17 protein-coding genes are annotated in these 22,127 nt (G+C 71.2%); 11 read left to right on the top strand and 6 right to left on the bottom strand.

Features of this window, described 5'->3' with window-relative positions; all coding sequences use genetic code 11:
- Positions 1-72: 72 nt before the first annotated feature.
- Positions 73-1,146 carry a DUF3533 domain-containing protein gene (locus tag OG430_RS10570; protein WP_327352188.1) on the bottom strand — a complete coding sequence of 358 codons (1,074 nt, stop codon included), beginning with the start codon at positions 1,144-1,146 and terminating at the stop codon, positions 73-75.
- A 121-nt stretch (positions 1,147-1,267) separates the two neighbouring features.
- On the opposite strand from OG430_RS10570, the gene OG430_RS10575 reads away from it, so the two are divergent.
- From OG430_RS10575 to OG430_RS10585, 3 genes are all read left to right on the top strand, one after another.
- Entirely contained in the window at positions 1,268-2,806 is a 1,539-nt protein-coding gene (locus OG430_RS10575) for a threonine/serine ThrE exporter family protein (RefSeq protein WP_327352189.1), read from the top strand.
- Between the two features lie 10 nt (positions 2,807-2,816).
- Entirely contained in the window at positions 2,817-3,665 is an 849-nt protein-coding gene (locus tag OG430_RS10580; RefSeq protein ID WP_442816464.1) for a phosphatase PAP2 family protein, read from the top strand.
- A 99-nt stretch (positions 3,666-3,764) separates the two neighbouring features.
- Positions 3,765-4,619 (top strand): radical SAM protein, encoded by an 855-nt coding sequence (locus tag OG430_RS10585; protein ID WP_327352190.1) that lies wholly within the window; start codon positions 3,765-3,767, stop codon positions 4,617-4,619.
- Between the two features lie 176 nt (positions 4,620-4,795).
- Here OG430_RS10585 and OG430_RS10590 read toward each other — a convergent pair whose 3' ends face one another.
- The 3 genes from OG430_RS10590 to OG430_RS10600 all read right to left on the bottom strand — a co-directional run bounded on the left by OG430_RS10590 (position 4,796) and on the right by OG430_RS10600 (position 10,861).
- Positions 4,796-5,515, bottom strand: coding sequence for a class I SAM-dependent methyltransferase (locus tag OG430_RS10590; RefSeq protein WP_327352191.1), 720 nt, complete (start codon positions 5,513-5,515; stop codon positions 4,796-4,798).
- A gap of 147 nt (positions 5,516-5,662) precedes the next feature.
- Positions 5,663-8,131, bottom strand: a complete 2,469-nt coding sequence (locus OG430_RS10595) for an ATP-binding SpoIIE family protein phosphatase (protein ID WP_327352192.1) — start codon at positions 8,129-8,131, stop codon at positions 5,663-5,665.
- A 348-nt stretch (positions 8,132-8,479) separates the two neighbouring features.
- The gene (locus tag OG430_RS10600) at positions 8,480-10,861 is read right to left on the bottom strand and encodes an MFS transporter (protein WP_327352193.1); all 2,382 of its coding nucleotides are present in this window, start codon (positions 10,859-10,861) and stop codon (positions 8,480-8,482) included.
- 404 nt (positions 10,862-11,265) lie between these two features.
- Between OG430_RS10600 and OG430_RS10605 the strand changes: the two genes are divergently transcribed.
- Positions 11,266-12,177, top strand: coding sequence for an alpha/beta hydrolase family protein (locus tag OG430_RS10605; protein ID WP_327352194.1), 912 nt, complete (start codon positions 11,266-11,268; stop codon positions 12,175-12,177).
- Between the two features lie 24 nt (positions 12,178-12,201).
- Here OG430_RS10605 and OG430_RS10610 read toward each other — a convergent pair whose 3' ends face one another.
- Positions 12,202-12,645, bottom strand: coding sequence for an SRPBCC family protein (locus tag OG430_RS10610; RefSeq protein WP_327352195.1), 444 nt, complete (start codon positions 12,643-12,645; stop codon positions 12,202-12,204).
- A gap of 118 nt (positions 12,646-12,763) precedes the next feature.
- Positions 12,764-12,922, bottom strand: a complete 159-nt coding sequence (locus tag OG430_RS10615; protein WP_327352196.1) for a hypothetical protein — start codon at positions 12,920-12,922, stop codon at positions 12,764-12,766.
- Positions 12,923-13,059: 137 nt separating this feature from the next.
- Here OG430_RS10615 and OG430_RS10620 point away from each other — a divergent pair, with 137 nt between their 5' ends.
- From OG430_RS10620 to ccrA, 7 genes are all read left to right on the top strand, one after another.
- Positions 13,060-14,106, top strand: coding sequence for an Rv2578c family radical SAM protein (locus tag OG430_RS10620; RefSeq protein ID WP_327352197.1), 1,047 nt, complete (start codon positions 13,060-13,062; stop codon positions 14,104-14,106).
- Positions 14,107-14,241: 135 nt separating this feature from the next.
- Positions 14,242-15,822, top strand: a complete 1,581-nt coding sequence (locus tag OG430_RS10625) for an alpha/beta hydrolase (protein WP_327352198.1) — start codon at positions 14,242-14,244, stop codon at positions 15,820-15,822.
- A 209-nt stretch (positions 15,823-16,031) separates the two neighbouring features.
- On the top strand, positions 16,032-16,577 hold the full coding sequence (locus OG430_RS10630; protein WP_327352199.1) for a GNAT family N-acetyltransferase: 546 nt from the start codon (positions 16,032-16,034) through the stop codon (positions 16,575-16,577).
- Between the two features lie 4 nt (positions 16,578-16,581).
- Positions 16,582-17,157, top strand: a complete 576-nt coding sequence (locus tag OG430_RS10635; protein WP_327352200.1) for an adenylosuccinate lyase — start codon at positions 16,582-16,584, stop codon at positions 17,155-17,157.
- Positions 17,158-17,607: 450 nt separating this feature from the next.
- Positions 17,608-19,392, top strand: a complete 1,785-nt coding sequence (locus OG430_RS10640) for a 3-hydroxyacyl-CoA dehydrogenase family protein (RefSeq protein ID WP_327352201.1) — start codon at positions 17,608-17,610, stop codon at positions 19,390-19,392.
- A gap of 73 nt (positions 19,393-19,465) precedes the next feature.
- A complete protein-coding gene (locus OG430_RS10645) occupies positions 19,466-20,296 on the top strand; it encodes a TetR family transcriptional regulator (RefSeq protein ID WP_327352202.1) in 831 nt (276 codons plus the stop codon).
- A gap of 483 nt (positions 20,297-20,779) precedes the next feature.
- Positions 20,780-22,117, top strand: a complete 1,338-nt coding sequence (gene ccrA, locus OG430_RS10650) for a crotonyl-CoA carboxylase/reductase (protein WP_327352203.1) — start codon at positions 20,780-20,782, stop codon at positions 22,115-22,117.
- Positions 22,118-22,127: the final 10 nt, after the last annotated feature.

Raw genomic sequence — 22,127 nt, forward strand, 5'->3', positions numbered from 1 at the left:
AGGAACAGGGCGAGTTCGGGATGGTCACGGATCACGCCCATGCGGGGTCCTCGAACGGGCCTCCACCGGAGGTCACTGCCGGACCTCGCTCGCGTCGATCGTGTCGCGGCCCTTCTTCAGCGAGGCGAAAACCATGGTCACCGCCGCTCCGGCGAGCGCCCAGGCCCCGAGCACCAGGAGCGGGCCGCCCATCGCCCGGTTGTCGAAGTACGCGATCGAGCGTGCCGTCCACGTGCCGGCACCCGGGATCAGCGCGGGCCCGATGTCACGCCAGAACGGCGGAAGCAGCGGATACGGGTAGGCGCCGCCCGCGCTCGGGTTGCCGGCGATCACGATGACGAGCACGGTCAGCCCGATGCCGATCACGCCGGCCATGCTCTGGAAGGCGAAGGTGGTGGCCCCGGCCGCGAACGACACCAGCGCACCCAGCCACCACAGCGCCACCACGCTGCCGGGCAGCGCGCCCAGGACCGGGCCGATCACCACCGCGCCGAGCAGGCCGAGCACGATCGAGTACAGGGCGAGGACGCCCAGGCGCACCACGGCCCGCCGCTGGTTCGCGGGGCGCGCCCCATAGGCGATGGCCAGGATGGCGGCGCACAGATAGCCGCCCACGCACCAGCCCACCACCAGATAGAACGACGACAGACCGCGCTGGTCGCCCTTGTCGATGGGCGCCACGTCCACGGTCTTGGCGAACCTCGGCGGCCGGCCCGCGGCCTCCACCGTGTCGACGATCTCCGCGACGGCGTCGGACACGGCCGCACCGCCGCCGCTCGCCACGAGCAGCTGGTCGTCGGTGCCCCTCGGGTCGACTACCAGGGCCGCGTAGAGCTTGCGGTTCTCGACCTGCCCCCGGGCCTCCTCCACCGAGCCGACGACGCGCGGCGACAGCGGGTGCCCGGGCAACTTGCCGTACGCGCCGACCAGTTGACCGCTCACCGGCTCCGGGGCGACCACACCGAAGGAGATGTCCTTCGGCTTGGGGTGGTGGAAGGCACCCGCGTACGAGGCGATGAACAGCACACCCAGGGTCAGCACTCCGAGAACGAGCAGCGCGGCCCGCGGGCTCACCGCGTCCTTCAGCTCACTCCACAGGGTGGGCCCCTTGGCCGCGTCGGACTCGTGGGACTGGCCGTGTCTCATGGGCCCAGCGTCGACGGCCCCCGACATTCGCGCTGGCTGAGTGCGCCCGATCGTGGCCGGGCGTCGTGCGACGAGTCGCGGGCCCGCGACTCATCGCACGCCGGTCCTCACCCATTTGCCCGTGGCCGCCCCGCCGGGCGTGCGCCAGGTGTCCCGGGCCGCGCAGGATGTGGCCATGGCCGACGCGCCGACGCCCGTGCAGGGCGACGCCGAGGGGGACGTCCCCGCGGCCGAGGCCCGCCGCGAGCGGCCCGGCCTACCCCGGCGTGCCACGCCGCGGCACGCGTCCGCGTCCGCCGCCCGGCACCGGCTGCGCAAGCTCCGCGCCCTGCTGCCCCTCGCAGCCGAGGTGCCCGTGTCCAGCGAACCGCCGCCCCCGCCCCAGGAGCTGATCGCCTTCCTGCGTGCGGTGGGCACCGCGCTCATCCGCGCCGGGGAGTCCGTCGCCGACGTACAGGACGCCGTCAACCGGCTCGGCACCCACTACGGCTTCACCACCGTGCACACCTTCGCCGTGCCGACCGGGGTCTTCGTACGCGCCGGACGCGCCCCCGACTCCGTGATCGACTTCGCCCCCGTCCAGGGCCCGAATCTGCGCTTCGACCAGATCGACCGGCTCTACCGGTTCCTCGACGAGCTCTACGTCCACCCCGTGTCGCCCCACGAGGGCGCCGCCGAGCTCGCCGAGATCGACGCGATGAAGCCCCGCTACGGCCTCTGGCCGCGTCTCCTCGGCTATGTCGTGATGACCATGGGCCTCGGCCTGCTGACCCTGCCCAACACCATGGCGCTCGCCGGATACGCCGTGCTCGGCGCCTTCGTCGGCGCGCTGCGCGAGGCGGCGCAGCTCGCCGGGCGCGTGATGTCCCTCGCCCTGCCGGTGCTCGCCGCCGTCCTGGTCACCGCCATCGCCTACCGCTACAGCGGCCCGCTGCTCGGCGAGGACCCCACCAAGCTGCTGATCCCGCCGCTCCTCGCCTTCCTCCCCGGCTCCGCCCTGACCATGGGCACCATCGAGCTGGCCACCGGCTCCATCCTGTCGGGCGCAAGCCGCCTCGTGTACGGCCTCAACGTCCTGGTCCTGCTCGCCTTCGGCATCGCGATCGGCCACCAGTTGGTCACCGCGCACCCGCTCGGCAAGGACGCCAGTGTGGACGCCCTGGGCGCCTGGGCGGCCTGGGCCGGTGTCGTGCTGCTCGGCCTTGGCTACGTCCTCAACTACTCCGCCTCCCTGCGTACGCTGCCGTGGCTGCTGCTCGTCCTGTGTATCGCCAAGATCGGCCAGGAGCTGGCCGGCGGCCTTGCCGGACCGCTGTTCGGCGCCTTCGCCGGCGGGGTGGCTCTGCCGCTGGCCACCCGGCTGATCGAGCGCAACCGGCATGCGCCGCCCGCCCAGGTCGTCTTCCTGCCCGGCTTCTGGATGCTGGTCCCCGGCAGCCTCGGCCTGACCGGCGTGGGACTGCTGCTCGTCGACCGCAAGAGCGGCGGTCTCGACACGACCGCCACCGCCCTGCTGACCGTGGTCGCCGTGGCGCTCGGCGTGCTCGTCGGCGCCAACGCGCTGGCCGGGCGGCGCGTCCCCGCAGCCGGCGCCGAAGCAGGCACCGAGGCGATCGCCGAAGCGGACCGGCCCGAGTTGCGGCCGCCCCCGCACTCGTAAGGCTGGGACCGTGACCACCGTCCGCCCCACCGAGCCCACCGAGCCCACCGAGCCCGAGCGGGGGCCCAGCCTCCTGACCAGGGCGCGCACCCCGCGCAAGCCCATGCTCTGGTTCGAGATCGTCCTGATCGCCGTGAGCTACTGGCTGTACTCCCTCGTCCGCAACGCCGTACCCGAGGAGAAGGCCCTCGCGCTCCGGCACGCCGACTGGGTGTGGGACATGGAGCGGCGTATCGGCATCGGCGCCGAGCACGCCATCAACCACGCGATGAACAAGGTCACTTGGCTCATCACGGGCATGAACTACTACTACGCGACCCTGCACTTCATCATCACGATCGGCGTCCTGGTCTGGCTCTACCGCCGCCACCCCGGCCGCTACATCAGCGGCCGCCTCGCCCTGTTCGCCACCACCGGCATCGCCCTGCTCGGCTTCTACTTCTTCCCGCTCGCCCCGCCCCGCCTCATGGAGGACGCCGGCTTCATCGACACGGTCGCCGTGCACCACACCTGGGGCTCCATGAGCCAGGGCCACGCCGCGTCGGTCTCGAACCCGTATGCCGCGATGCCGTCCATGCACATCGGCTGGTCCACCTGGTGCGCCACGATGATCGCGAGCTTCGCCCGGCACCCCTGGGCCAGGGCGCTCGGCATCCTCTACCCGGTGGCCACCCTGCTCGTGATCATCTCCACGGCCAACCACTTCTGGACCGACGCCCTCGGCGGCCTGATCTGTCTCGGCTTCGGCTTCGCGTTCAGCTACGCCTGGTTCGGGTCCTTCCCCTGGCAGCTACCGCAGTACATCACCCCGGAGCTAGAGCCGAACGGCCCGGCGACCGAGGGCCAACGCCGCACTTGAGGGGGCCTCGCCCGGCGCACACTGAGGAGCGGACCGATGGTTTTCCAGGCCGACCTCGTACCAGGGCCGACCGTGTACAGCGAGGCAAGCGAGTCATCCATGGCATTCCTCCCCCGCTCCCGTTCCCTGCGCTCCGTGTCCCTGAGCGCCCTCTCGCGCCGCTCGGCCTTCCGCCGTCCCGGCCCGGAGGAAAGCCCCGGCACGGCCGCGGCCGCCGCGCTCCCGCCCGCCGGGGCCGGCTTCGTGCACTCGGTGCTCCTGGACGCGCGGGACGACCAGCGCGGGACGCTGATGTCGGTACGTCTCGCCGGTGATCCGGTGCGCTGCCCGTACGGGGCCCACCCGGAGACCTGGTTCCGGGGCGGCGCCCAGCGACTGACCGCCGCCGACCTTCTGATGTACGCCCTCGTCCATCTCCCCGCACTGCAGGCCGGTCAGGGCCTGGAGCTGTCCGGGGGCGAACCGCTGGCCCAGCCGGAGTTCACGGCGTCCGTGCTCGCGGCGTTCAAGCAGGCGGGGGTGCGGACGCGGGTGCGTACGTCCGGGCACGCGGCCTCGGCCCTCTCGCCCTCCGTCCTGGACGCGGCCGACGAGGTCGTGCTCGATCTGCACGCCGCCGACGAGCGCACCAGCTGGGCGCTGCACCACCGCAGGGCGGAGCCCGCCCTGGCCTTTGCCCGGCGGGCGGCGGAGCACGGGGTGCCACTGCGGATGTCGTACCTGCTGGTGCCCGGCGTGACGGACTCCCCCGAGGCCGTCGCCTCGGCAGCCCATCTGGGAGCGGAGCTCGACTGTCCGGTCGAGCTGCGGCCCTATGCGCCCGTGCGGCGCGACGTGTTCCAGCAGCTTCACCTGGACCCGCCGCGCACGGCGAAGGCGCCTGGGCATGCGGCGCTGGGGGAGGCGCGGGAGCGGTTCGCGCGGGCGGGGGCGCGGGTCGCGGTGGCGGCTTGAATTTCCCCGCCCCTCCCCGCCCCTTCCCGTTAGGCTGCCGCCGGCTTCAAAGACTGTCCTCAAACGCCGGACGGGCTGATTCATCGCTGATGAATCAGCCCGTCCGGCGTTTGAGGACACCGCCCGTAGGGCGGAAGGCTGCGCAGCATTTCGGGAAGGGGCGGGGTGGGGGAAATTCAGCGCCCCACAACCAGCCACTGCGACGGCAACTCGATCCGCGTCCCATCCGGCAGGTAATCCGTGGTGGTGAGCGGCAGTTCACCCTGGCCAAGGACCCGCAGCCCCGCCGCCCGGAAGTACTCCGGCACCGCATCATCCGGCACCCCCACGGGCGCGATCCCGTGCCGGAACACGGGCTCCATCTTCGGCGGCGGCCCGCCAGGCCCCTGCGCAAGCCCCATCAGCAACGCCCCCGCCGCCTGCGAAGGCTCCACCACGAAGGCCCTGCCCCGCGCCCCGACGAGCGCAGCGATGGACTCGGCCAGCGGCGCTCGATCGTCAGGGTCGCACTGGTGCAGCACACCCCGCATGTACACATTCGCGTCCCCCAGCTCGGCGTGCAGCGCCTCGGCCTCACCCTTGGCGCTGGCATCGAGCACCCGGTAGGAAGCCTCGCCCCCCGCATCCGCGTGCCGCGCATGCTCGATCGCGGCATCCGACAGATCGGCCCCGACCACGCGCGGGAAACGCTCGGCCAGGAACCGGGTCTGCGTACCGTTCCCGCAGCCCAGGTCCACGAAGGGCAGCCCGACGGCCGTCAAGTGCCGTTCGAAGAGGGCTAGATGGAGCCCCACGGTGAGGGCCGGCTCGGCGTCCCAGAAGACGGAGCCCTGTTCCTCGGACGCCTCGCGCCAGAAGCCTTCCCAGGCCTCGCGGTATCGCTGAGTGACGCTCATGACCAGCTCCCGATCCCCAGGTGGTGTCACGCGGGACCCGCGCGACCACGTAAAGATCGGTCTACCGCTCCGAGCCATGCGCGGACAAGCGCCCGGCGCATACCTTCACTGATCGTTCGACCCGATGGCGCCGCACGCACGCCCCCGCTACCGAAGCGCCACCTCGAACCACACCGACTTCCCCTCGCCGGTCCGGCTCGCGCCCCACTCCCTGGCGAGGCTGCTCACCACCCTGAGGCCGCGCCCGAACTCGTCGGCGGGGCCCGCGCTGCGCAGCGTGGGCAAGGTGTGGTCGTCGTCCTCCACCTCGCCGAGCAGCGCGTCGCTGCGGACCAGGCGGAGCTCCACATGGCGGCTGTGAGCGTGCCGTACGGCATTGGTGACGAGCTCGCTGACCAGGAGTTCCACGGTCTCGGAGACCGCCGAGAGGCCCCAGGCGGCGAGTTGTTCGCACACCAACTGCCGCGCCCTGCCCACCTCTTGGGGGTCGAGCGCGAGCCGCCAGCTCGCCACGTCGGCCTGCTCGATGCCGTTCAGCCGGGCCATCAGGAGCGCCACGTCGTCCTTGCGGCCGCCGCGCGTGTTGAGGGCGCGGATGATCGTGTCGCAGGCGTCGTCCATGGACGCGGCCGGGTGGGCGGCCGACTCACAGAGCGTCGCGAGCCCCACGCCGATGTCCTCGCCGCGCACCTCGACCAGGCCGTCGGTGCACATGACGAGCCGGTCACCGGGGGCGACCGGGACGCGTACCGACTCGAACGGCACTCCGCCGACACCGATCGGCGCCCCGGTCGGCAGTTCCAGGAGATCGCTGCTGCCGTCCGCGGCCCGGACGACGACCGGCGGGATGTGCCCGGCGTTGGCGAGGTGCAGCTCACCCACGATCGGGTCGTACACCGCGTACAGACAGGTCGCGAGATAGTTCTCGCCGAGCCGCTGCGCCAAGTCGTCGAGGTTGCGCAGGAGTTGGGCGGGTGGCAGGTCGAGGGCCGCCATGGTCTGTACGGCCGTACGCAACTGGCCCATCATCGCCGCGGAGTTGAGGCCGTGGCCCATCACGTCGCCGACGACCAGGGCGGTCCTGGACCCCGGCAGCTTGATGGAGTCGAACCAGTCGCCGCCGACCCGGCCGAGGAGCGTGCCCGGCAGATAGCGGGTGGCGATGTCGCAGCCCGGCATCCGCGGTTCGATGTGCGGCAGCATGCTGTCCTGGAGGGTCTCGGCGACGCTCTCCTGGTACGTGTACATGCGGGCGTTGTCGAGTACGAGGCCGGCGCGGGCGGCGAGTTCGGCGCCCGTCACGCGGTCCATGTCGTTGAACTCGATGCGCGCCGGGTGGCGCAGCAGGATCATGAAGCCGAGCACCACGTTGCGGGCCTTGAGCGGGACGACCAGCATGGAGCGGTTGGTGATCAGCGGCCGGATGTCGCGCTTCTCGAACTGCGAGGCGATGGCGGTACCCATCTGCTCGCTGATGCGCGGCACGAGTACGGGCTGCCCGGTGGTCATGCACTGGAAGAACGGGGTGTGCACGGGAAACGGCATGGACTCGCCGACCGGTACGACATCGTCCCAGCGCCCGGGTTCATCGGTGTGCTCGAGGGCGACGCGGTGCCACATCGTGGTGGCGTCCGGCGGGCCCTCGGGGAAGCCCTCGCCCGCGACGACCTGCTCGCGCAGGTACGTCCCGGCCACGTCGGTGAAGCGGGGGACGACGGCCCGGCTGACCTCGACGATCGTCTGGGACAGGTCGAGGGAGGAGCCGATGCGGCCGCTGACTTCGTTGAGGAACTCCAAGTGCTCGCGTACGGCGGCGTATTCGAGGTCCTCGGCCTCTTCGACGGCCGTCGGCCGCTGCTGCTCGGGCAGTACGATCCCGGCCTCGGCCGCCTGGGCGGCGCGCAGCCTGCGGGCCCGGCGCTCGGCGCGGCGCGGCACTCCCCAGTCGGGGGTGACGGGGACGCGGTCGTGCTGGCTGAACTCCAGCACGGGATAGCCGAGTTCAAGGATCTGGGAGACGATCCGCGCCCCCTCGCCGACGCTCATGCTCGGCAGGATCTCCGGCAGCCGGCGGGCCAGTTCCTCGGAGCCGGGGAACTCGGTGTGCAGGGCGAAGCCCGGCGCGATGCGCTCCAGGCCGGTGCCGTCCGGATCCTCGTCGTCGTGGTCGAGTCCACCCGCGTCGGCCGCGAGCACCAGGAGCCGCTCGGTGCCGGGGCCGACCAGGGGGTACGCCCACCACAGCACGTCGATCCGGCCCTGGTCGGGGTCGTGGTCGCCGCCCGGGTCGGAGAACCTGGCCCGGCCGGCTGCGGGGTAGGAGGTGCGGCCGCCGAGGGATGCCTCCAGGTCGGGGCCGAGATCTCCGTACTCGTCGTAATCCTCGTACGCCGCACGGGGCTTGGGCTGGGACTGCTCGGGCAGCGCGCCGGACACCGGCAGCAGGTCCACGGCGGGGCGGCCCACCGCCTCTTCCTTGGCATGGCCGAAGAGTCGCCGCGCGCCGGTGCTCCAGTGCGACACCAGGCCCGCGTCGTCCACGACGACGACGGCCAGCGGGATACGGCCGGCCACCGCGCTCTGCGCCACCGGCCCACCCGGAGTGCGAGGCTCCATTTGGCTGGGCTCCTTCCCGATGGCAGCGCAAGATCTGCGCCGCCATCAACCACGGTACGACCGCACGGCATTGCGAGGTGCGGCATCGCGGGAATTGCTTGCCCCGCACCGCTCGCCCGCTGCGGGCAGTCGCCCCCCTGCCCCACCGCTGCGGGCAGTCGTTCCGCCCTCCCCCCTTCCCGCCCCACCGCTGTGGGCAGGCGTTCCGCAGGGCGAGGGGGGTCCCCCCTGCTCGAGCGAAGCCGAGAGCTTGGGGAAGGGTGGGCACAGCACGAAGGCGCCGAGTGCGCTCAACCCATGGCTAGCCCCACCCAGGCGCCGGACGCCAGGAAGGCGAACCCCGGGCGGTCAGTCCTCGTGCCCGAGCTGCAGATCCCGCTCGGTCCGCCCACCCCCGGCAACCTGCAACACCGTGGCCACCGGCGGGTACCCGGCCGCGATCACGGTGTACTCGCCGGACGACAGGTCCACAAAGCGGAACGTCCCATCCGGCCCAGTCGTCAGCGTGTCCACCACATTCCCCGCCGCATCGAGCAGCGTCACCCGAGCGTCCTCGACAGGCCGGCCCCCACTCGCCCGCACCGTCCCGCGGAGCACGGCCCCACCCGCGAGCTCGATGTCCTGCCGCGTCTCCCGCGAGGCCTGCACGCTGACCGGCAGCGCGGCCGGGCGATAGGCGGGGGCACTGGCAGCCAGCGTGTACTCCCCGGCCACCAACTCCGTGATGACATAACCCCCTTCACGCCCACTGCGCGTCGTGGCCACGACTTCGCCCCGCACATCCGTGAGGGTCACCGCCGCATCCCGAACCGGCGTACCGTCCGCCGTCATCACCACGCCGGCCAGGCGCCCCGCCCCGCCGAGCACCACATCGAGCTCGACCGGCCGCTCCCCCACCGTGACCGACACGGCCTGCGGCTGGTGCCCGCCCGCCGCGGCGATCAGGACATAGGCGCCCGCGCCCGGCGTCGACAGGGCGTAGCGCCCGTCCTCGCCGCTCGCGCCCCGCCCGATCTGCTGCCCGGTGACGTCGATGAGGGTGAGCGCGGCGCGCGGCACACAGCTCCCGTCGGAGTGCTGGACGGTGCCGCAGACCGGGACCCCGGCGGCGTACGACAGACGGGCCTGCGGAATGGAGGCGGCGGGCTCGGCGGGGGCGTTGTGGGACGCGGCGCTGGTCACGAGGGGGGTCTCCTTCAGGAAGCAGGCGATGAGCAGGCCGAGGACGAGTACCGGCACCAGATAGAGGAAGATGCGCGGCATCGCGTCCGCGTACGCCTGGATGTATCCCTCGCGCAGGGCGGCGGGCATCGCGTGGACGAGCTGTGGGGTGATGGATTCGGGGTCGGGCAGATCGGCGCCGGCCGGCAGCCGGTCGGAGAGCGCGTCGGCGAGCCTGTCGGCGAAGAGCGTGCCGAAGATGGCGGCGCCGACGCTGCCGCCGATCTGCCGGAAGTAGTTGTTGGCGCTGGTGGCGGTGCCCAGGTCGGCGGGCTGCACGGCGTTCTGCACGGCGAGGATGAGGACCGGCATGATCAGGCCGATGCCGAGGCCGAGTACGGCCATCCAGATGCTGTACTCGAGGCGCGAGGTGTCCACTTCGAGCCGGGAGAGCAGCCACATGCCGACGGCGGAGATCGCGCCGCCGAGGATCGGATAGATCCGGTAGTGCCCGGTGTGGCTGATGAGCTGTCCGGAGACGATGGAGGCGACGACGATGCCGCCCATCATCGGGAGCATCAGCAGGCCGGACTCGGTGGCGGAGGCGCCGTCGACCATCTGCAGGAACGTGGGCAGGTAGCTGGCCGCGCCGAACAGCCCGACGCCGACGACCGCGCCGACGACGCCCGTGATGTTGAAGGTGGCATCGCGGAAGAGCCGCAGCGGGATGATCGGTTCGACGGCGAAGTGCTCGACGACGACGAAGAGCACGGCCGAGACGACGGCGCCCGCACCCAGGCCGAGGATGACCCGGTCGCCCCACTCGTACTCGGTGCCGCCCCAACTGGTCAGCAGGACCAGGCAGGTTGAGGCCGAGGCGAGCAGCAGCGCGCCGAGGACGTCCAGCCTGGCCCGGGTCTTCGGCTTCGGCAGCTTCAGCACGACGGCGATGACGGCGAGCGTGACGAGGCCGAACGGCACGTTGATGTAGAAGCACCAGCGCCAGCTCGCGTGGTCGGTGAAGAATCCGCCGAGCAACGGGCCCGCCACGGAGGCGAGTCCGTACGCGGCGCCGATCACGCCCATGTAGCGGCCGCGTTCGCGGGGCGGCACGATGTCCGCGATGATCGCCTGTACGCCGATCATGAGGCCGCCGGCGCCGATGCCCTGGATCGCGCGGAAGGCGATGAGCTCGTCCATCGTCCGCGACCAGCCGGCCAGCGCGGAGCCGATGATGAAGACGACGATCGCGAACTGGAAGACGCCCTTGCGGCCGAAGAGGTCGCCGAGCTTTCCGTAGATCGGCAGGCCGATGGTGGCGGTCAGCAGATAGGCGGTGATCGCCCAGGACATCTTGTCCAGGCCGTGCAGTTCGCCCACGATCTTCGGCAACGCGGTGGCCACGATCATCTGCTCGAGCGCGGCGAGCAGCAGCGCCAGCATCAGGCCGACGAAGACCATGCGCACCCGGCGCGGGCTGAGTTCTGCGACGGCCGACGCGGCGGGTGGATCCGGAGGCGGCGGGGATGCGATGTCCGGTTCGTCCTTCACCAGCGTGATCCCGCCCACGAACTGCTCCCCTCGTCGCTCCCTGCGCCGCCCCTTTTTCGCATTGCGGGACAAGCCGGAGCAACTGAACTGATCACCCAGAAGGGGGAGTTCGGGCCGGTGGACCACTGCGCCCCAGGCCGGGGCGCGCGGCGTGGAGCTGCGGCTTTGATCCATCTCGGGCGCTACCCGCGCGTATTCGAGGACCGGGCGAAACCACCCGAATCAGCGACCCCGGGTTGACCCGGCGGTTGCCCGGCCGAGACCTGGCGACCGCCCCGCCGACGTGGCGTCGCTCACGCCCGCGCCGGTTTCCCTTTACGGAGGCGGGGGTTGCCCTGTACGCACGCAGATGACTGCCCCGTACAGCCGTACGCCGACGTCGACGGGGTGCACGTGACAGGTGAACCGAGAGGTCTTGAGCCATGAACGACGAGCCGTTGCCGGAGCTTGCCCTGGTGCGGTCCACGGGCGGGGCGACTTTCGTCGTGCGCGCCCTGCGGTCCGCCGAGCCCGGCCGGCCGGTGGCGGTGATCCTGCCCGCGATGGGCACGCCGGCCCGCTTCTATCTGCCGCTCGCCCGCGCCCTGCACGGGGAGGGGCTCTCGGTGGTGACCGTGGATCTGCGCGGGCAGGGCGAGAGCAGGCCGCGTGCCGCGCGCGGGGTGCGGTTCGGCTACCGGGAGATGCTGGAGGACGATCTGCCGGCGGTGCTCGACGCGGTACGCGCCGAACTGCCGGGTGCCCCCGTGGCGTTGGTCGGTCACAGCCTGGGCGGCCAGTTCGGCCTGCTGCACGCGGCGACCGCGAAGGTCCCGGTCGATGCGGTGGCGCTGGTCGCGTCCGGGTCCGTGTGGTGGCGGGCGTACGGCGTGCGCGGGCTCGGCACGCTGGTGTTCAGCCAGCTGGCCGCGGGGCTGGCCACGGCGCTCGGGCACTGGCCGGGGCGGCGCCTCGGGTTCGGCGGGCAGCAGCCGGCCGGTGTGATGCGGGACTGGGCCCGGCAGGCGCGCACGGGGCGGTACGCGCCGACGGGCAGCCCGGTCGACTACGAGGGAGCCCTGCGAGACCTCGCGCTGCCGGTGCTCGTGGTCGGCGTCGACCACGACTCACTCGCCCCGGTCGGCGCCCGGGAGCACTTGGCCGGGAAGGTGCCGCGGGCAGCGGTGGACCGTTGGCAGTACACGCGCGACTCGGCCGAGGGGAAGGCCGTCGACCACTTCCGCTGGGTACGGCATCACGCGGGTCTCGCCCCGTACTTGGCCGCGTGGCTCCTGAAGGCGGCTGATGCGCGGGGGCCCCAGGCGGACGGCCGCGAGGAGCCGCCGGCCGCCTGAGCCGACCTTCGAAGTGCTCCGGCTCTACTTCTCCACCTCGGCGGCGAGCTTGGCCAGCAGCTCGTCGTAGATCCGGGCAAGGCCCTTGGGCGCGAAGGTCTTCTCGAAGAAGCCGCCGATGCCGCCCGCGCCGTTCCACACGGTCGTGACCACGGCGCGGGACCGGCCTTCACCCGCCGGGGTGACGGTCCAGGTGGTGACCATCGAGGAGTTGCGGTCCTTCTCGACGAGCTGCCCGTCGGTCGGCTCGTCCACCTCGAGCAGGCAGTCGCGGATGCGCTTGCTGGTGGCCTGGAGCTTCCAGTGGACGAGGGTGCCCTTGCCGTCGCCGCCCTCACGCACCTCGTACTCGCTGAAGTGCGCGGGCAGCAGCTTGGCGCGGGTGCCGCTGTAGTCGGCGAGGGCGTCGAACACGTCGTCGGGCTCGGCCGCGATGATCCGCTCCGTGGTGGCCTCTACCTGCGCCATTGCACTTCCTCCACTGCTGCTGTCCGGGGTACTGCTCGGGGGCTTTCGTCCTGCGTTCCCCATTGTGGCCCCCGGGTGTGACAGCTCGGGACGCGGGTCGCGCGGGCGTGACCCCGGCTCAGTCGGCTCGTTCGTAGACGATCACCCGGCGGTGGCCCCCGGTGGTGTCGGAGCGGATCTCGAAGTGCTCGGCGAGGACGCGTTGCTTGACCCCGTCGTTCGCGTGGAGCTTCGCCTTGGGGTCGGTGACGACCACGATGCGCTGAACGTAGAGCACGCCGTCGGCGTCGTCGCGCGTGGGCGACGGTGGTTGGCCGTGGCCAGGACGTCGTCGACGCCACCGCGCGGCGCGGTGGTCGCACGATCAAGGGAACGTATGTTCTATTCTCTGATCAGTGCTACCGAGGAGACACCATGCGCTGGGACAACCTGACCGACACCGCGCGGGACGACGCCGCGCTCTTCGGTGCGGACGCGGTGACCACCAGGACCTTCGACACCCCCGAGTTCCGGGGCATCACCTTCCACGAAATACGGGCCCGGTCGATCGTCAACCGCGTGCCCGGCGCCTCCCGCATGCCCTTCGAGTGGACGGTGAATCCGTACCGAGGCTGCTCACACGCGTGTGTCTACTGTTTCGCCCGCAAGACCCACAGCTACCTCGACCTCGACACCGGCCTCGGCTTCGACTCCCAGATCGTGGTGAAGGTCAACGCCCCGGAGCTCCTTCGCCACCAGCTCGCCTCGCGCCGCTGGCACGGCGAGCACATCGCGATGGGCACCAACGTCGACTGCTATCAGCGCGCCGAGGGCCGTTACCGCCTGATGCCGGGCATCATCGCGGCCCTGCGCGACCACGCGAACCCCTTCTCGATCCTGACCAAGGGCACGCTGATCCTGCGCGACCTCGACCTCCTGCGGCAGGCGGCCGCCGTCACCGAGGTCGGCATCTCGGTCTCGGTCGGCTTCACGGACACCGCCCTGTGGCGCACCGTCGAGCCGGGCACCCCCTCCCCCGAGCGCCGCCTGGACGTCGTGCGCACGCTCACCGAGCACGGCATCGGGTGCGGCGTCCTGATGGCCCCGGTCATCCCGTTCCTCGGCGACTCGCCGGACCAACTGCGCGCCACGGTGCGGGCGATCGCCGCTTCGGGCGCCACCTCGGTCACGCCGCTGGTGCTGCATCTGCGGCCAGGCGCGCGCGAGTGGTTCATGGCGTGGCTGGCCGAGCACCACCCGTATCTCGTACGCCGCTACGAGCGGTTGTACGCGGAGGGGGCGTACGCCCCGAAGTGGTACCAGCGCCGGATCACCCGCCATGTGCACGAGCTGGCCCAGGAGTTCGGCATCGGCCCCTGGCAGCCGGGGGCGGCCCGGCAGCTGCCGCCACCGCGCGCGGGCGAGCGGCCGACCGAGCAGGCGGCGGCCACCACCGAACCCACCCAGCTCACCCTGCTCTGACACGCCCCGAATACCTCGCGCATTCCCCAATCCGGTCAACTCTCAGCAGAACATGCCCTTCCGGGCGCCTTTTCCGGCACGATGCGGCTCGGGCTGTGGCATGCACAGTCAGAACCCTCCATCTCGGGAGGCCAGATGAAGAGAAGCGCAGTCGCGCTGGCCGGTGCCTTCGCACTGGCGGGCGGGCTCCTCACGGCGGCCCCGTCCGCGGCCGGCAGCGACACCCAGGCCGCGCGCACCTCGCTGAAGTGGGCCGACTGTTCGACCAAGGACTATCCGACTCTGCAGTGTTCCTCGCTGAAGGTGCCGCTGGACCACAGGCACCCCGACGGCAAGAAGATCACCCTCGCGCTGTCGCGCGTCAAGCACACGGCGAAGACGTACCAGGGTCCGCTGCTCGTCAACCCCGGCGGCCCCGGTGCCAGCGGGCTCACGCTGGCCGGGTTCGTGGCGGGCTCGCTGCCGAAGAAGGTGGCGGCGCAGTACGACGTGATCGGCTTCGACCCGCGCGGCGTCGGCAAGAGCCAGCCCGCGCTCAACTGCAGGCCCGGGCACTTCGCGCCGGTGCGGCCCGACTCGGTGCCGAGCACCGGAAAGATCGAGAAGGCCAACCTGGACCGGGTGAAGGCCTTCGCGGCGGCCTGCGGCAAGAAGTACGGCGGGCTGCTGAAGTACATCGACACGGTCAGCGCGGTCAGGGACATGGACGCCATCCGCAAGGCCCTGGGCGCGAAGCAGATCAACTACTTCGGCTACTCGTACGGGACCTATCTGGGCGCCGTGTACGCGAAGCTCTACCCGGAGCGGGTGCGGCGCGCGGTGCTCGACTCGATCGTCGACCCGACCGGCGTCTGGTACGAGGACAACCTCGACCAGGACCACGCCTTCGACTCCCGGCACAAGGCCTTCGCCGCCTGGGTGGCCAAGCACGACAAGACGTACAAGCTCGGCACCGATCCCGCCGAGGTCGAGGCCAAGTGGTACGCGATGCGCGCGGCCCTCGCCAAGAAGCCCGCGGGCAAGAAGGTCGGCGCGAGCGAGCTCGAGGACACCTTCGTCCCCGGCGGCTACTTCAACGGCTACTGGCCGTACCTGGCCGAGGCGTTCGCGGCGTACGTGAACAAGAAGGACGCCGACCCGCTGGTGGAGGCGTACGAGAACTTCGCGGCCGTCGACGCGGCCGGTGACAACGGCTACTCGATCTACGCGGCGGTCCAGTGCCGCGACGCGTGGTGGCCCCGCGACTGGGGGCAGTGGCAGCACGACAACTGGAAGGCGCACGAGAAGGCGCCCTTCATGGCCTGGAACAACGCCTGGTACAACGCGCCGTGTGCCTTCTGGCCCACGGGCTCGCTGAACCCGACGAACGTCTCCAACCACAAGCTGCCGCCCGTGCTGCTCTTCCAGGCGACCGACGACGCGGCGACTCCGTACGAGGGCGGCGTCACCGTCCACCGCAAGCTACGCGGATCCAGCCTGGTGGTCGAGGAAGGCGGCGGCAACCACGGCATCACACTGAGCGGAAACGCCTGCCTGGACGGGTACTTGGCCGACTATCTGGCCACGGGCAAGGTCCCGCGCGGCGACGGCCACGGGGACGCGGACGCGGTGTGCGCGACCCTGCCGGACCCGGAGCCGCTGAAGGCCAAGGCCGCGAGCACGGCCGCCCCCGGCAGCCCTTCCGTGCTGCACGGGCTGCTGGGCTTCCGGTCGTGACCGGCTGACAACTGTTCGATGACTGGCTGATCACCGGCCCCGGGAAATTTCCTCAAGCGCCGGACGGGCTGACGAATCAGCCCGTCCGGCGTTTGAGGACAAAGGGGGCCAGGGGCGAAGCCCCAGTCGTCGAAGACTTTCGGGAAGGGGCGGGGTGGGGACTCGTAAAGCACTTGCACCACCGCCCACTGAAGGCAAAGGCTGCCCCCATGGACGTGCACATCCGTGAGATGACCGAAGCAGACTGCGACGCCGTGGCCGAGATCCGGGTCCGGGGCTGGCAGGCCGCGTACCGGGGACTGATCCCCCAGGCACACCTCGACGCGATGAGCGTCGAGGAGGACGCGGCCCGCCGCCGCGAACTGTGGGCCGACCGCAACAGCACCGTCACGAACCTGATCGCGGAGCGGAACGGCACCCCTGTCGGCTGGGCCGCATACGGCCCGTACCGCACGGACGGCCCCTACCCGAACGATCCCCGGCGCACCGCCGACGGCGAGTTGTACGCGATCTACGTACACCCCGGCGAGTACGGCGGCGGCATCGGCCAGGCCCTCATGGCCGAGACCCTGACCCGTGCGACGGCCGCCGGATACCCCACGCTCTACCTCTGGGTCCTCACCGGCAACGCCCGCGCCCGCCGCTTCTACGAGCACGCCGGCTTCCACGCGGACGGCGTCGAGGAGCCCTTCGAGGTGGACGGGGAGCCCGTGCCCGAGATGCGGTACGCGCAGGTCGTCGGGGATCTACGCTGACTTCATGGACCCGGAGTCGCGAGCCGTCACGGAGCGCTTACGCCAAGAGGCAGGCGCCACACCCGAGTTCGAGCGGCTGCGCTCGACCCAGGACCTGGACGCGCTCGCCCGTGTCCTGACCGAGCCCGAACGGCCGCTGTGGGCCAGGGAGATGGCCGCCGTTCGGCTCGGCAACGCCCGCGACGCACGGGCCTTCGAGACCCTCGTGCTGCTGCTCAACCACCGCGAACCCGACCGCTGCGCCGCCGCCGCCGGGGCCCTGGCCCGGCTCGGCGACCCGCGCACGGCACGCGCGGCCGCGGCCCTCGCCACCAATGAACTCCGCGTCGCCTACGCGCTGCACCCGGTGCGGCTGCTCACCGCACTGCGCGCTCCCGAGTCCGCGCCCGCGCTCATCACCACCCTGGAGCGCCGGCTGGCCAAGCCGCACGACCCTTACTGGCGGGTGGCGCTCGCCTGCGTGGAGGGCCTCGGCTCACTCGGCGACCCGCGCGCCGCGCACGTACTGAAGGCGGCCTGCGCCCACCCCCGCCTCATGGCGGCGGCCGCGGGCGCCCTGGAGCGGGTCCGGCCGGCCTGAGCCCCGGCCCGAGCCCCGGCCTGAGCCCCTGCCCGCAAAGCTCTCGGAGCGACGCAGGTCACAAAGTCCGGGGTCTGGTGCGCTCGTTACTGGCGAGTTAAGCTCAATCGAGCGGGTGCAGGGAATCCCCACAGCATCCGCGTCTCTCGGCGGCCTGGTGACGCAGCCGCCGCGAGTGTTGTCGGTTTCGGTATCGCACGGCGCTTGTGAGCGCCGCGCACGCACTACGCGTACGACGTGGCCCGGGGACAGGGCCCGTCGCTCCTTCACCGGGCTCCCGGCGCTCTCCGCCGGTCTGCCGACGCTCTTCGTCGGCCTGTTAAGCGCCCGGACACGACACGCAACTCCCGTATGCGGCACGCCCGTTGACCCACCTCGCCGTGGAGTCGTACGGCCGGCTGCTCGCGTACGCCCTCTCAGTCGTCACCCTCACCATTCCTGGAGTCCGCGATGGACCGTCCCTCCCTGCAGACCGTTGCCGTGATCGGCCTCGGCACGATGGGCACCGGAATTGCCGAAGTCCTGGCCCGCGCCGGCCGCGAGGTCATCGGCATCGACATCAGCGCGACCGCGGCCACCCAGGCCGTCGCCGCCCTCGAGGCCTCGACCGCGCGTGCGGTGCAGCGCGAGCGCCTCACCGAGCAGGAGCGGCGCGACGCCCTCGCCCGCTTCCGCACCTTCAGCGATCTGCAGGCGGCGGCCGACGCCGATCTCGTGATCGAGGTCGTGCCGGAGTCGTACGAGATCAAGAACCAGGTCTTCCGTGAGCTGGACACCGTCGTGCGCCCGGACGCCATCCTCGCCACCGGCACCAACGCGCTGTCCGTGACCCGCCTCGCCGCCGACTCCTCGCGCCCCGAGCGCGTGCTCGGGATGCACTTCTTCAACCCGGCCCCGGCGATGAAGCTCGTCGAGATCGTGTCCTCCGTGCTCACCGACCCGCAGGCCGTCGAGGCGGTCACCGCGCTCGCCCTCGACCTGGGCAAGGAGCCGGTCTCGGTCGGCGACCGGCCGGGCTTCGTCGCGGACGGGCTGCTCTTCGGCTACCTCAACCAGGCGGCCGCGATGTACGAGGCCAAGTACGCCTCGCGCGAGGACATCGACGCCGCGATGAAGCTGGGCTGCGGACTCCCGATGGGCCCGCTCGCGCTGCTCGACATGATCGGCATCGACACCGCGCGCACGGTCCTGGACGCGATGTACTCGGCGTCCCGGGACCGCCTGCACGCCCCGGCGCCGATCCTCAAGCAGCTCAGCGAGGCGGGCCTGACCGGGCGCAAGTCGGGGCGCGGCTTCTACACGTACGAGGCGCCGGGCGGCGCGACCGTCGTGCGCGACGCGCTCACCCCGCTGGCCGACGCCCAGCTCACGCCGGGCCGGACGGTCTCCTCGGTGGGCGTCGCGGGCTCCGGCACGATGGCGTCCGGCATCGCGGAGGTCTTCGCCAAGGCGGGCTACGCGGTCGTCCTCGCGGCCCGCAGCCTGGAGAAGGCCGAGACCGCCAAGTCCCGTATTTCCAAGTCCCTTTCGCGCTCTGTCGACAAGGGCCGGATGACCGCCGAGGCCCGCGCGGAGACCCTGGAGCGCATCACGCCGGCCGGTTCCTACGACGCCTTCGCCGACGTCGACCTGGCGCTCGAGGCGGTCGCCGAGGACCTGGAGATCAAGCAGCAGCTGTTCGCCACCTTCGACAAGGTGTGCAAGCCGGGCGCGGTCCTCGCCACGACCACGTCCTCGCTGCCCGTCGTCGCCTGCGCCCGCGCCACCTCGCGCCCGCAGGACGTGATCGGCATGCACTTCTTCAACCCGGCCCCCGCGATGAAGCTGGTCGAGGTCGTGCGCACGGTCCTGACCACCGACGACGTCCACGCCACGGCCCGCGAGGTGTGCACGAAGATCCGCAAGCACGCGGTGGACTGCGGCGACCGGGCCGGCTTCATCGTGAACGCGCTGCTCTTCCCGTACCTCAACAACGCGATCAAGATGGTGCAGGAGCACTACGCGACCCTCGACGACATCGACGCCGCGATGAAGCTGGGCGGCGGCTACCCGATGGGCCCCTTCGAGCTCCTCGACGTGGTCGGCCTGGACGTCTCCCTCGCCATCGAGAAGGTCCTGCACCGCGAGTTCCGCGACCCGGGCCTGGCCCCGGCGCCGCTCCTGGAACACCTCGTCGCTGCGGGCTGCCTGGGCCGCAAGACGGGGCGCGGCTTCCGCGAATATGCCCGGCGCTGAGGTCCACACGGACTGGGGCGGGCTGCTTGAACCGTCAAGCAGCCCCGTCCCGGATCCGGTACCAGCTGCGTATATGCAGTACGTTCATGCCATGCCCAAGGCCGCCAAGTCATCCCGCACGCCCGCATCCCCCGACGCTCCCGAGAGCGCAGCCGGCTCTCGCGCCGCCGCACAGCGCCTCAAGATGCGCCGGGAACTGGCGGCCGCGGCGATGGAGCTCTTCTCCACCAAGGGCTACGAGGCGACGACCGTCGACGAGATCGCCGCGACGGCCGGGGTCGCGCGGCGGACCTTCTTCCGGCACTTCCGCTCCAAGGAAGAGGCGATCTTCCCGGACCACGACGACACGTTGATCCGCGCGGAGGCGGTGCTCAACGCGGCGCCGCCGCACGAGCATCCGCTGGACACGGTGTGCCGGGGCATCAAGGAAGTCATGAAGATGTACGCGGCCTCGCCGGCCGTGTCCGTGGAGCGCTACCGCCTGACCCGCGAGGTCCCGACGCTGCGGGAGCGCGAGATCGCGTCGGTGGCCCGCTACGAACGCCTCTTCACGCGCTACCTGCTCGGCCACTTCGACGAGCAGGCCCACCACGACGGCAACGACGACCCGCTGCTCGCGGAGGTCGCCGCGTCGGCCGTTGTCACGGCCCACAACCACGTGCTGCGGCGCTGGCTCCGGGCCGGGGGCCAGGGCGACGTGGAGAACCAGCTGGACCACGCCTTCGCGATCGTCCGCCGGACGTTCGGCACGGGGATCGGGGCGGGGCGCGGCCCCGAGCCCCGTTCGACCCCTGCGGCGTCGCTTGCCGCGCAGGGCGAGGTTCTGGTCACGGTGGCCCGTACCGATGCGCCTTTGCATGAGGTCATGCGCACGATCGAGTCGGCTCTGCGGGAACGTTCTTAATCCCCCACCCCGCCCCTTCCCGAAATCCTCCGGAGGCCGGGGGCTGCGCCCCCAGACCCGCTTGTCCTCAAACGCCGGACGGGCTGATTCATGGCTGATGCATCAGCCATGAATCAGCCCGTCCGGCGTTTGAGGACATCTTTTTAAGCCGGCGGCAGCCTTTCGGGAAGGGGCGGGGTGGGGGGGACGTCTGAGACCGCACCACCCCTGACCTGCACTGATCGATCATCGTTCATTAATTCGCGGCACCCAGTGTCTTGCCACCTGGCACGGCGTGCCATACGTTGAGGGAAGTCGAAGGGCGGCTGTCCCACAGCCAAATCCGCCCCCACGACGCCTGCGTCACAGGCAACCTCCCGCGCCCACCAAAGCGCTGCCGCAACACCCCCGCCGAACCGACGGCACACCTCCACCGCAGCACCCCGACGTAACCCTCAAGCGCCGACCCTCAGAACAAAAGGCGCTCACCGCCGGAGGCAACCCGTGAAGGACATCCTGGACGCGATCCAGTCGCCGGACTCCACTCCCGCCGACTTCGCCGCACTCCCCCTCCCCGACTCGTACCGCGCGATCACCGTGCACAAGGACGAGGCGGACATGTTCGAGGGTCTTCAGACCCGCGACAAGGACCCCCGCAAGTCGCTGCACCTGGACGACGTGCCGGTGCCCGAACTCGGCCCGGGCGAGGCCCTGGTGGCCGTCATGGCCAGCTCGGTCAACTACAACTCGGTCTGGACCTCGATCTTCGAGCCGCTGTCGACCTTCAGCTTCCTGGAGCGCTACGGCAAGCTCAGCGAGCTCACCAAGCGCCACGACCTGCCGTACCACGTGATCGGCTCCGACCTCGCGGGCGTCGTGCTGCGCACCGGCCCCGGCGTCAACGCCTGGAAGCCCGGCGACGAGGTCGTCGCGCACTGCCTCTCCGTCGAGCTGGAGTCGAGCGACGGCCACAACGACACGATGCTCGACCCCGAGCAGCGCATCTGGGGCTTCGAGACCAACTTCGGCGGCCTCGCCGAGATCGCGCTCGTCAAGTCCAACCAACTCATGCCGAAGCCCGACCACTTGAGCTGGGAGGAGGCCGCGGCTCCCGGTCTGGTCAACTCGACCGCGTACCGCCAGCTCGTCTCGCGCAACGGCGCCGGCATGAAGCAGGGCGACAACGTGCTGATCTGGGGCGCGAGCGGCGGACTCGGCTCCTACGCCACGCAGTTCGCGCTCGCCGGCGGCGCCAACCCGATCTGTGTCGTGTCCAGCGAGCAGAAGGCGGACATCTGCCGGTCCATGGGCGCCGAGGCGATCATCGACCGCAACGCCGAGGGCTACAAGTTCTGGAAGGACGAGCACACCCAGGACCCGAAGGAGTGGAAGCGCTTCGGCAAGCGCATCCGCGAGTTCACCGGCGGCGAGGACATCGACATCGTCTTCGAGCACCCCGGCCGCGAGACCTTCGGCGCCTCGGTGTACGTCACCCGCAAGGGCGGCACCATCACCACCTGCGCCTCCACCTCCGGCTACATGCACGAGTACGACAACCGCTACCTGTGGATGTCCCTGAAGCGCATCATCGGCTCGCACTTCGCCAACTACCGCGAGGCCTGGGAGGCCAACCGCCTGATCGCGAAGGGGAAGATCCACCCGACACTGTCGAAGGTGTACTCCCTGGAGGACACCGGGCAGGCCGCGTACGACGTGCACCGCAACCTCCACCAGGGCAAGGTCGGCGTCCTCGCCCTCGCCCCGCAGGAGGGCCTGGGCGTGCGCGACGAGGAGAAGCGCGCCCAGCACATCGACGCCATCAACCGCTTCCGCAACATCTGAAACGCCCAAG

Origin of the sequence: Streptomyces sp. NBC_01304, from assembly GCF_035975855.1 — a bacterium.
Classification (GTDB): Bacteria; Actinomycetota; Actinomycetes; order Streptomycetales; family Streptomycetaceae; genus Streptomyces.

What these genes read in the sequence shown, in the direction of transcription:
- OG430_RS10570 (WP_327352188.1), bottom strand. Translation starts at nt 1,146, where the DNA reads ATGAGACACGGCCAGTCCCACGAGTCCGACGCGGCCAAGGGGCCCACC.
- OG430_RS10585 (WP_327352190.1), top strand. Translation starts at nt 3,765, where the DNA reads ATGGCATTCCTCCCCCGCTCCCGTTCCCTGCGCTCCGTGTCCCTGAGC.
- OG430_RS10590 (WP_327352191.1), bottom strand. Translation starts at nt 5,515, where the DNA reads ATGAGCGTCACTCAGCGATACCGCGAGGCCTGGGAAGGCTTCTGGCGC.
- OG430_RS10595 (WP_327352192.1), bottom strand. Translation starts at nt 8,131, where the DNA reads ATGGAGCCTCGCACTCCGGGTGGGCCGGTGGCGCAGAGCGCGGTGGCC.
- OG430_RS10605 (WP_327352194.1), top strand. Translation starts at nt 11,266, where the DNA reads ATGAACGACGAGCCGTTGCCGGAGCTTGCCCTGGTGCGGTCCACGGGC.
- OG430_RS10610 (WP_327352195.1), bottom strand. Translation starts at nt 12,645, where the DNA reads ATGGCGCAGGTAGAGGCCACCACGGAGCGGATCATCGCGGCCGAGCCC.
- OG430_RS10620 (WP_327352197.1), top strand. Translation starts at nt 13,060, where the DNA reads ATGCGCTGGGACAACCTGACCGACACCGCGCGGGACGACGCCGCGCTC.
- OG430_RS10625 (WP_327352198.1), top strand. Translation starts at nt 14,242, where the DNA reads ATGAAGAGAAGCGCAGTCGCGCTGGCCGGTGCCTTCGCACTGGCGGGC.
- OG430_RS10630 (WP_327352199.1), top strand. Translation starts at nt 16,032, where the DNA reads ATGGACGTGCACATCCGTGAGATGACCGAAGCAGACTGCGACGCCGTG.
- OG430_RS10635 (WP_327352200.1), top strand. Translation starts at nt 16,582, where the DNA reads ATGGACCCGGAGTCGCGAGCCGTCACGGAGCGCTTACGCCAAGAGGCA.
- OG430_RS10640 (WP_327352201.1), top strand. Translation starts at nt 17,608, where the DNA reads ATGGACCGTCCCTCCCTGCAGACCGTTGCCGTGATCGGCCTCGGCACG.
- OG430_RS10645 (WP_327352202.1), top strand. Translation starts at nt 19,466, where the DNA reads ATGCAGTACGTTCATGCCATGCCCAAGGCCGCCAAGTCATCCCGCACG.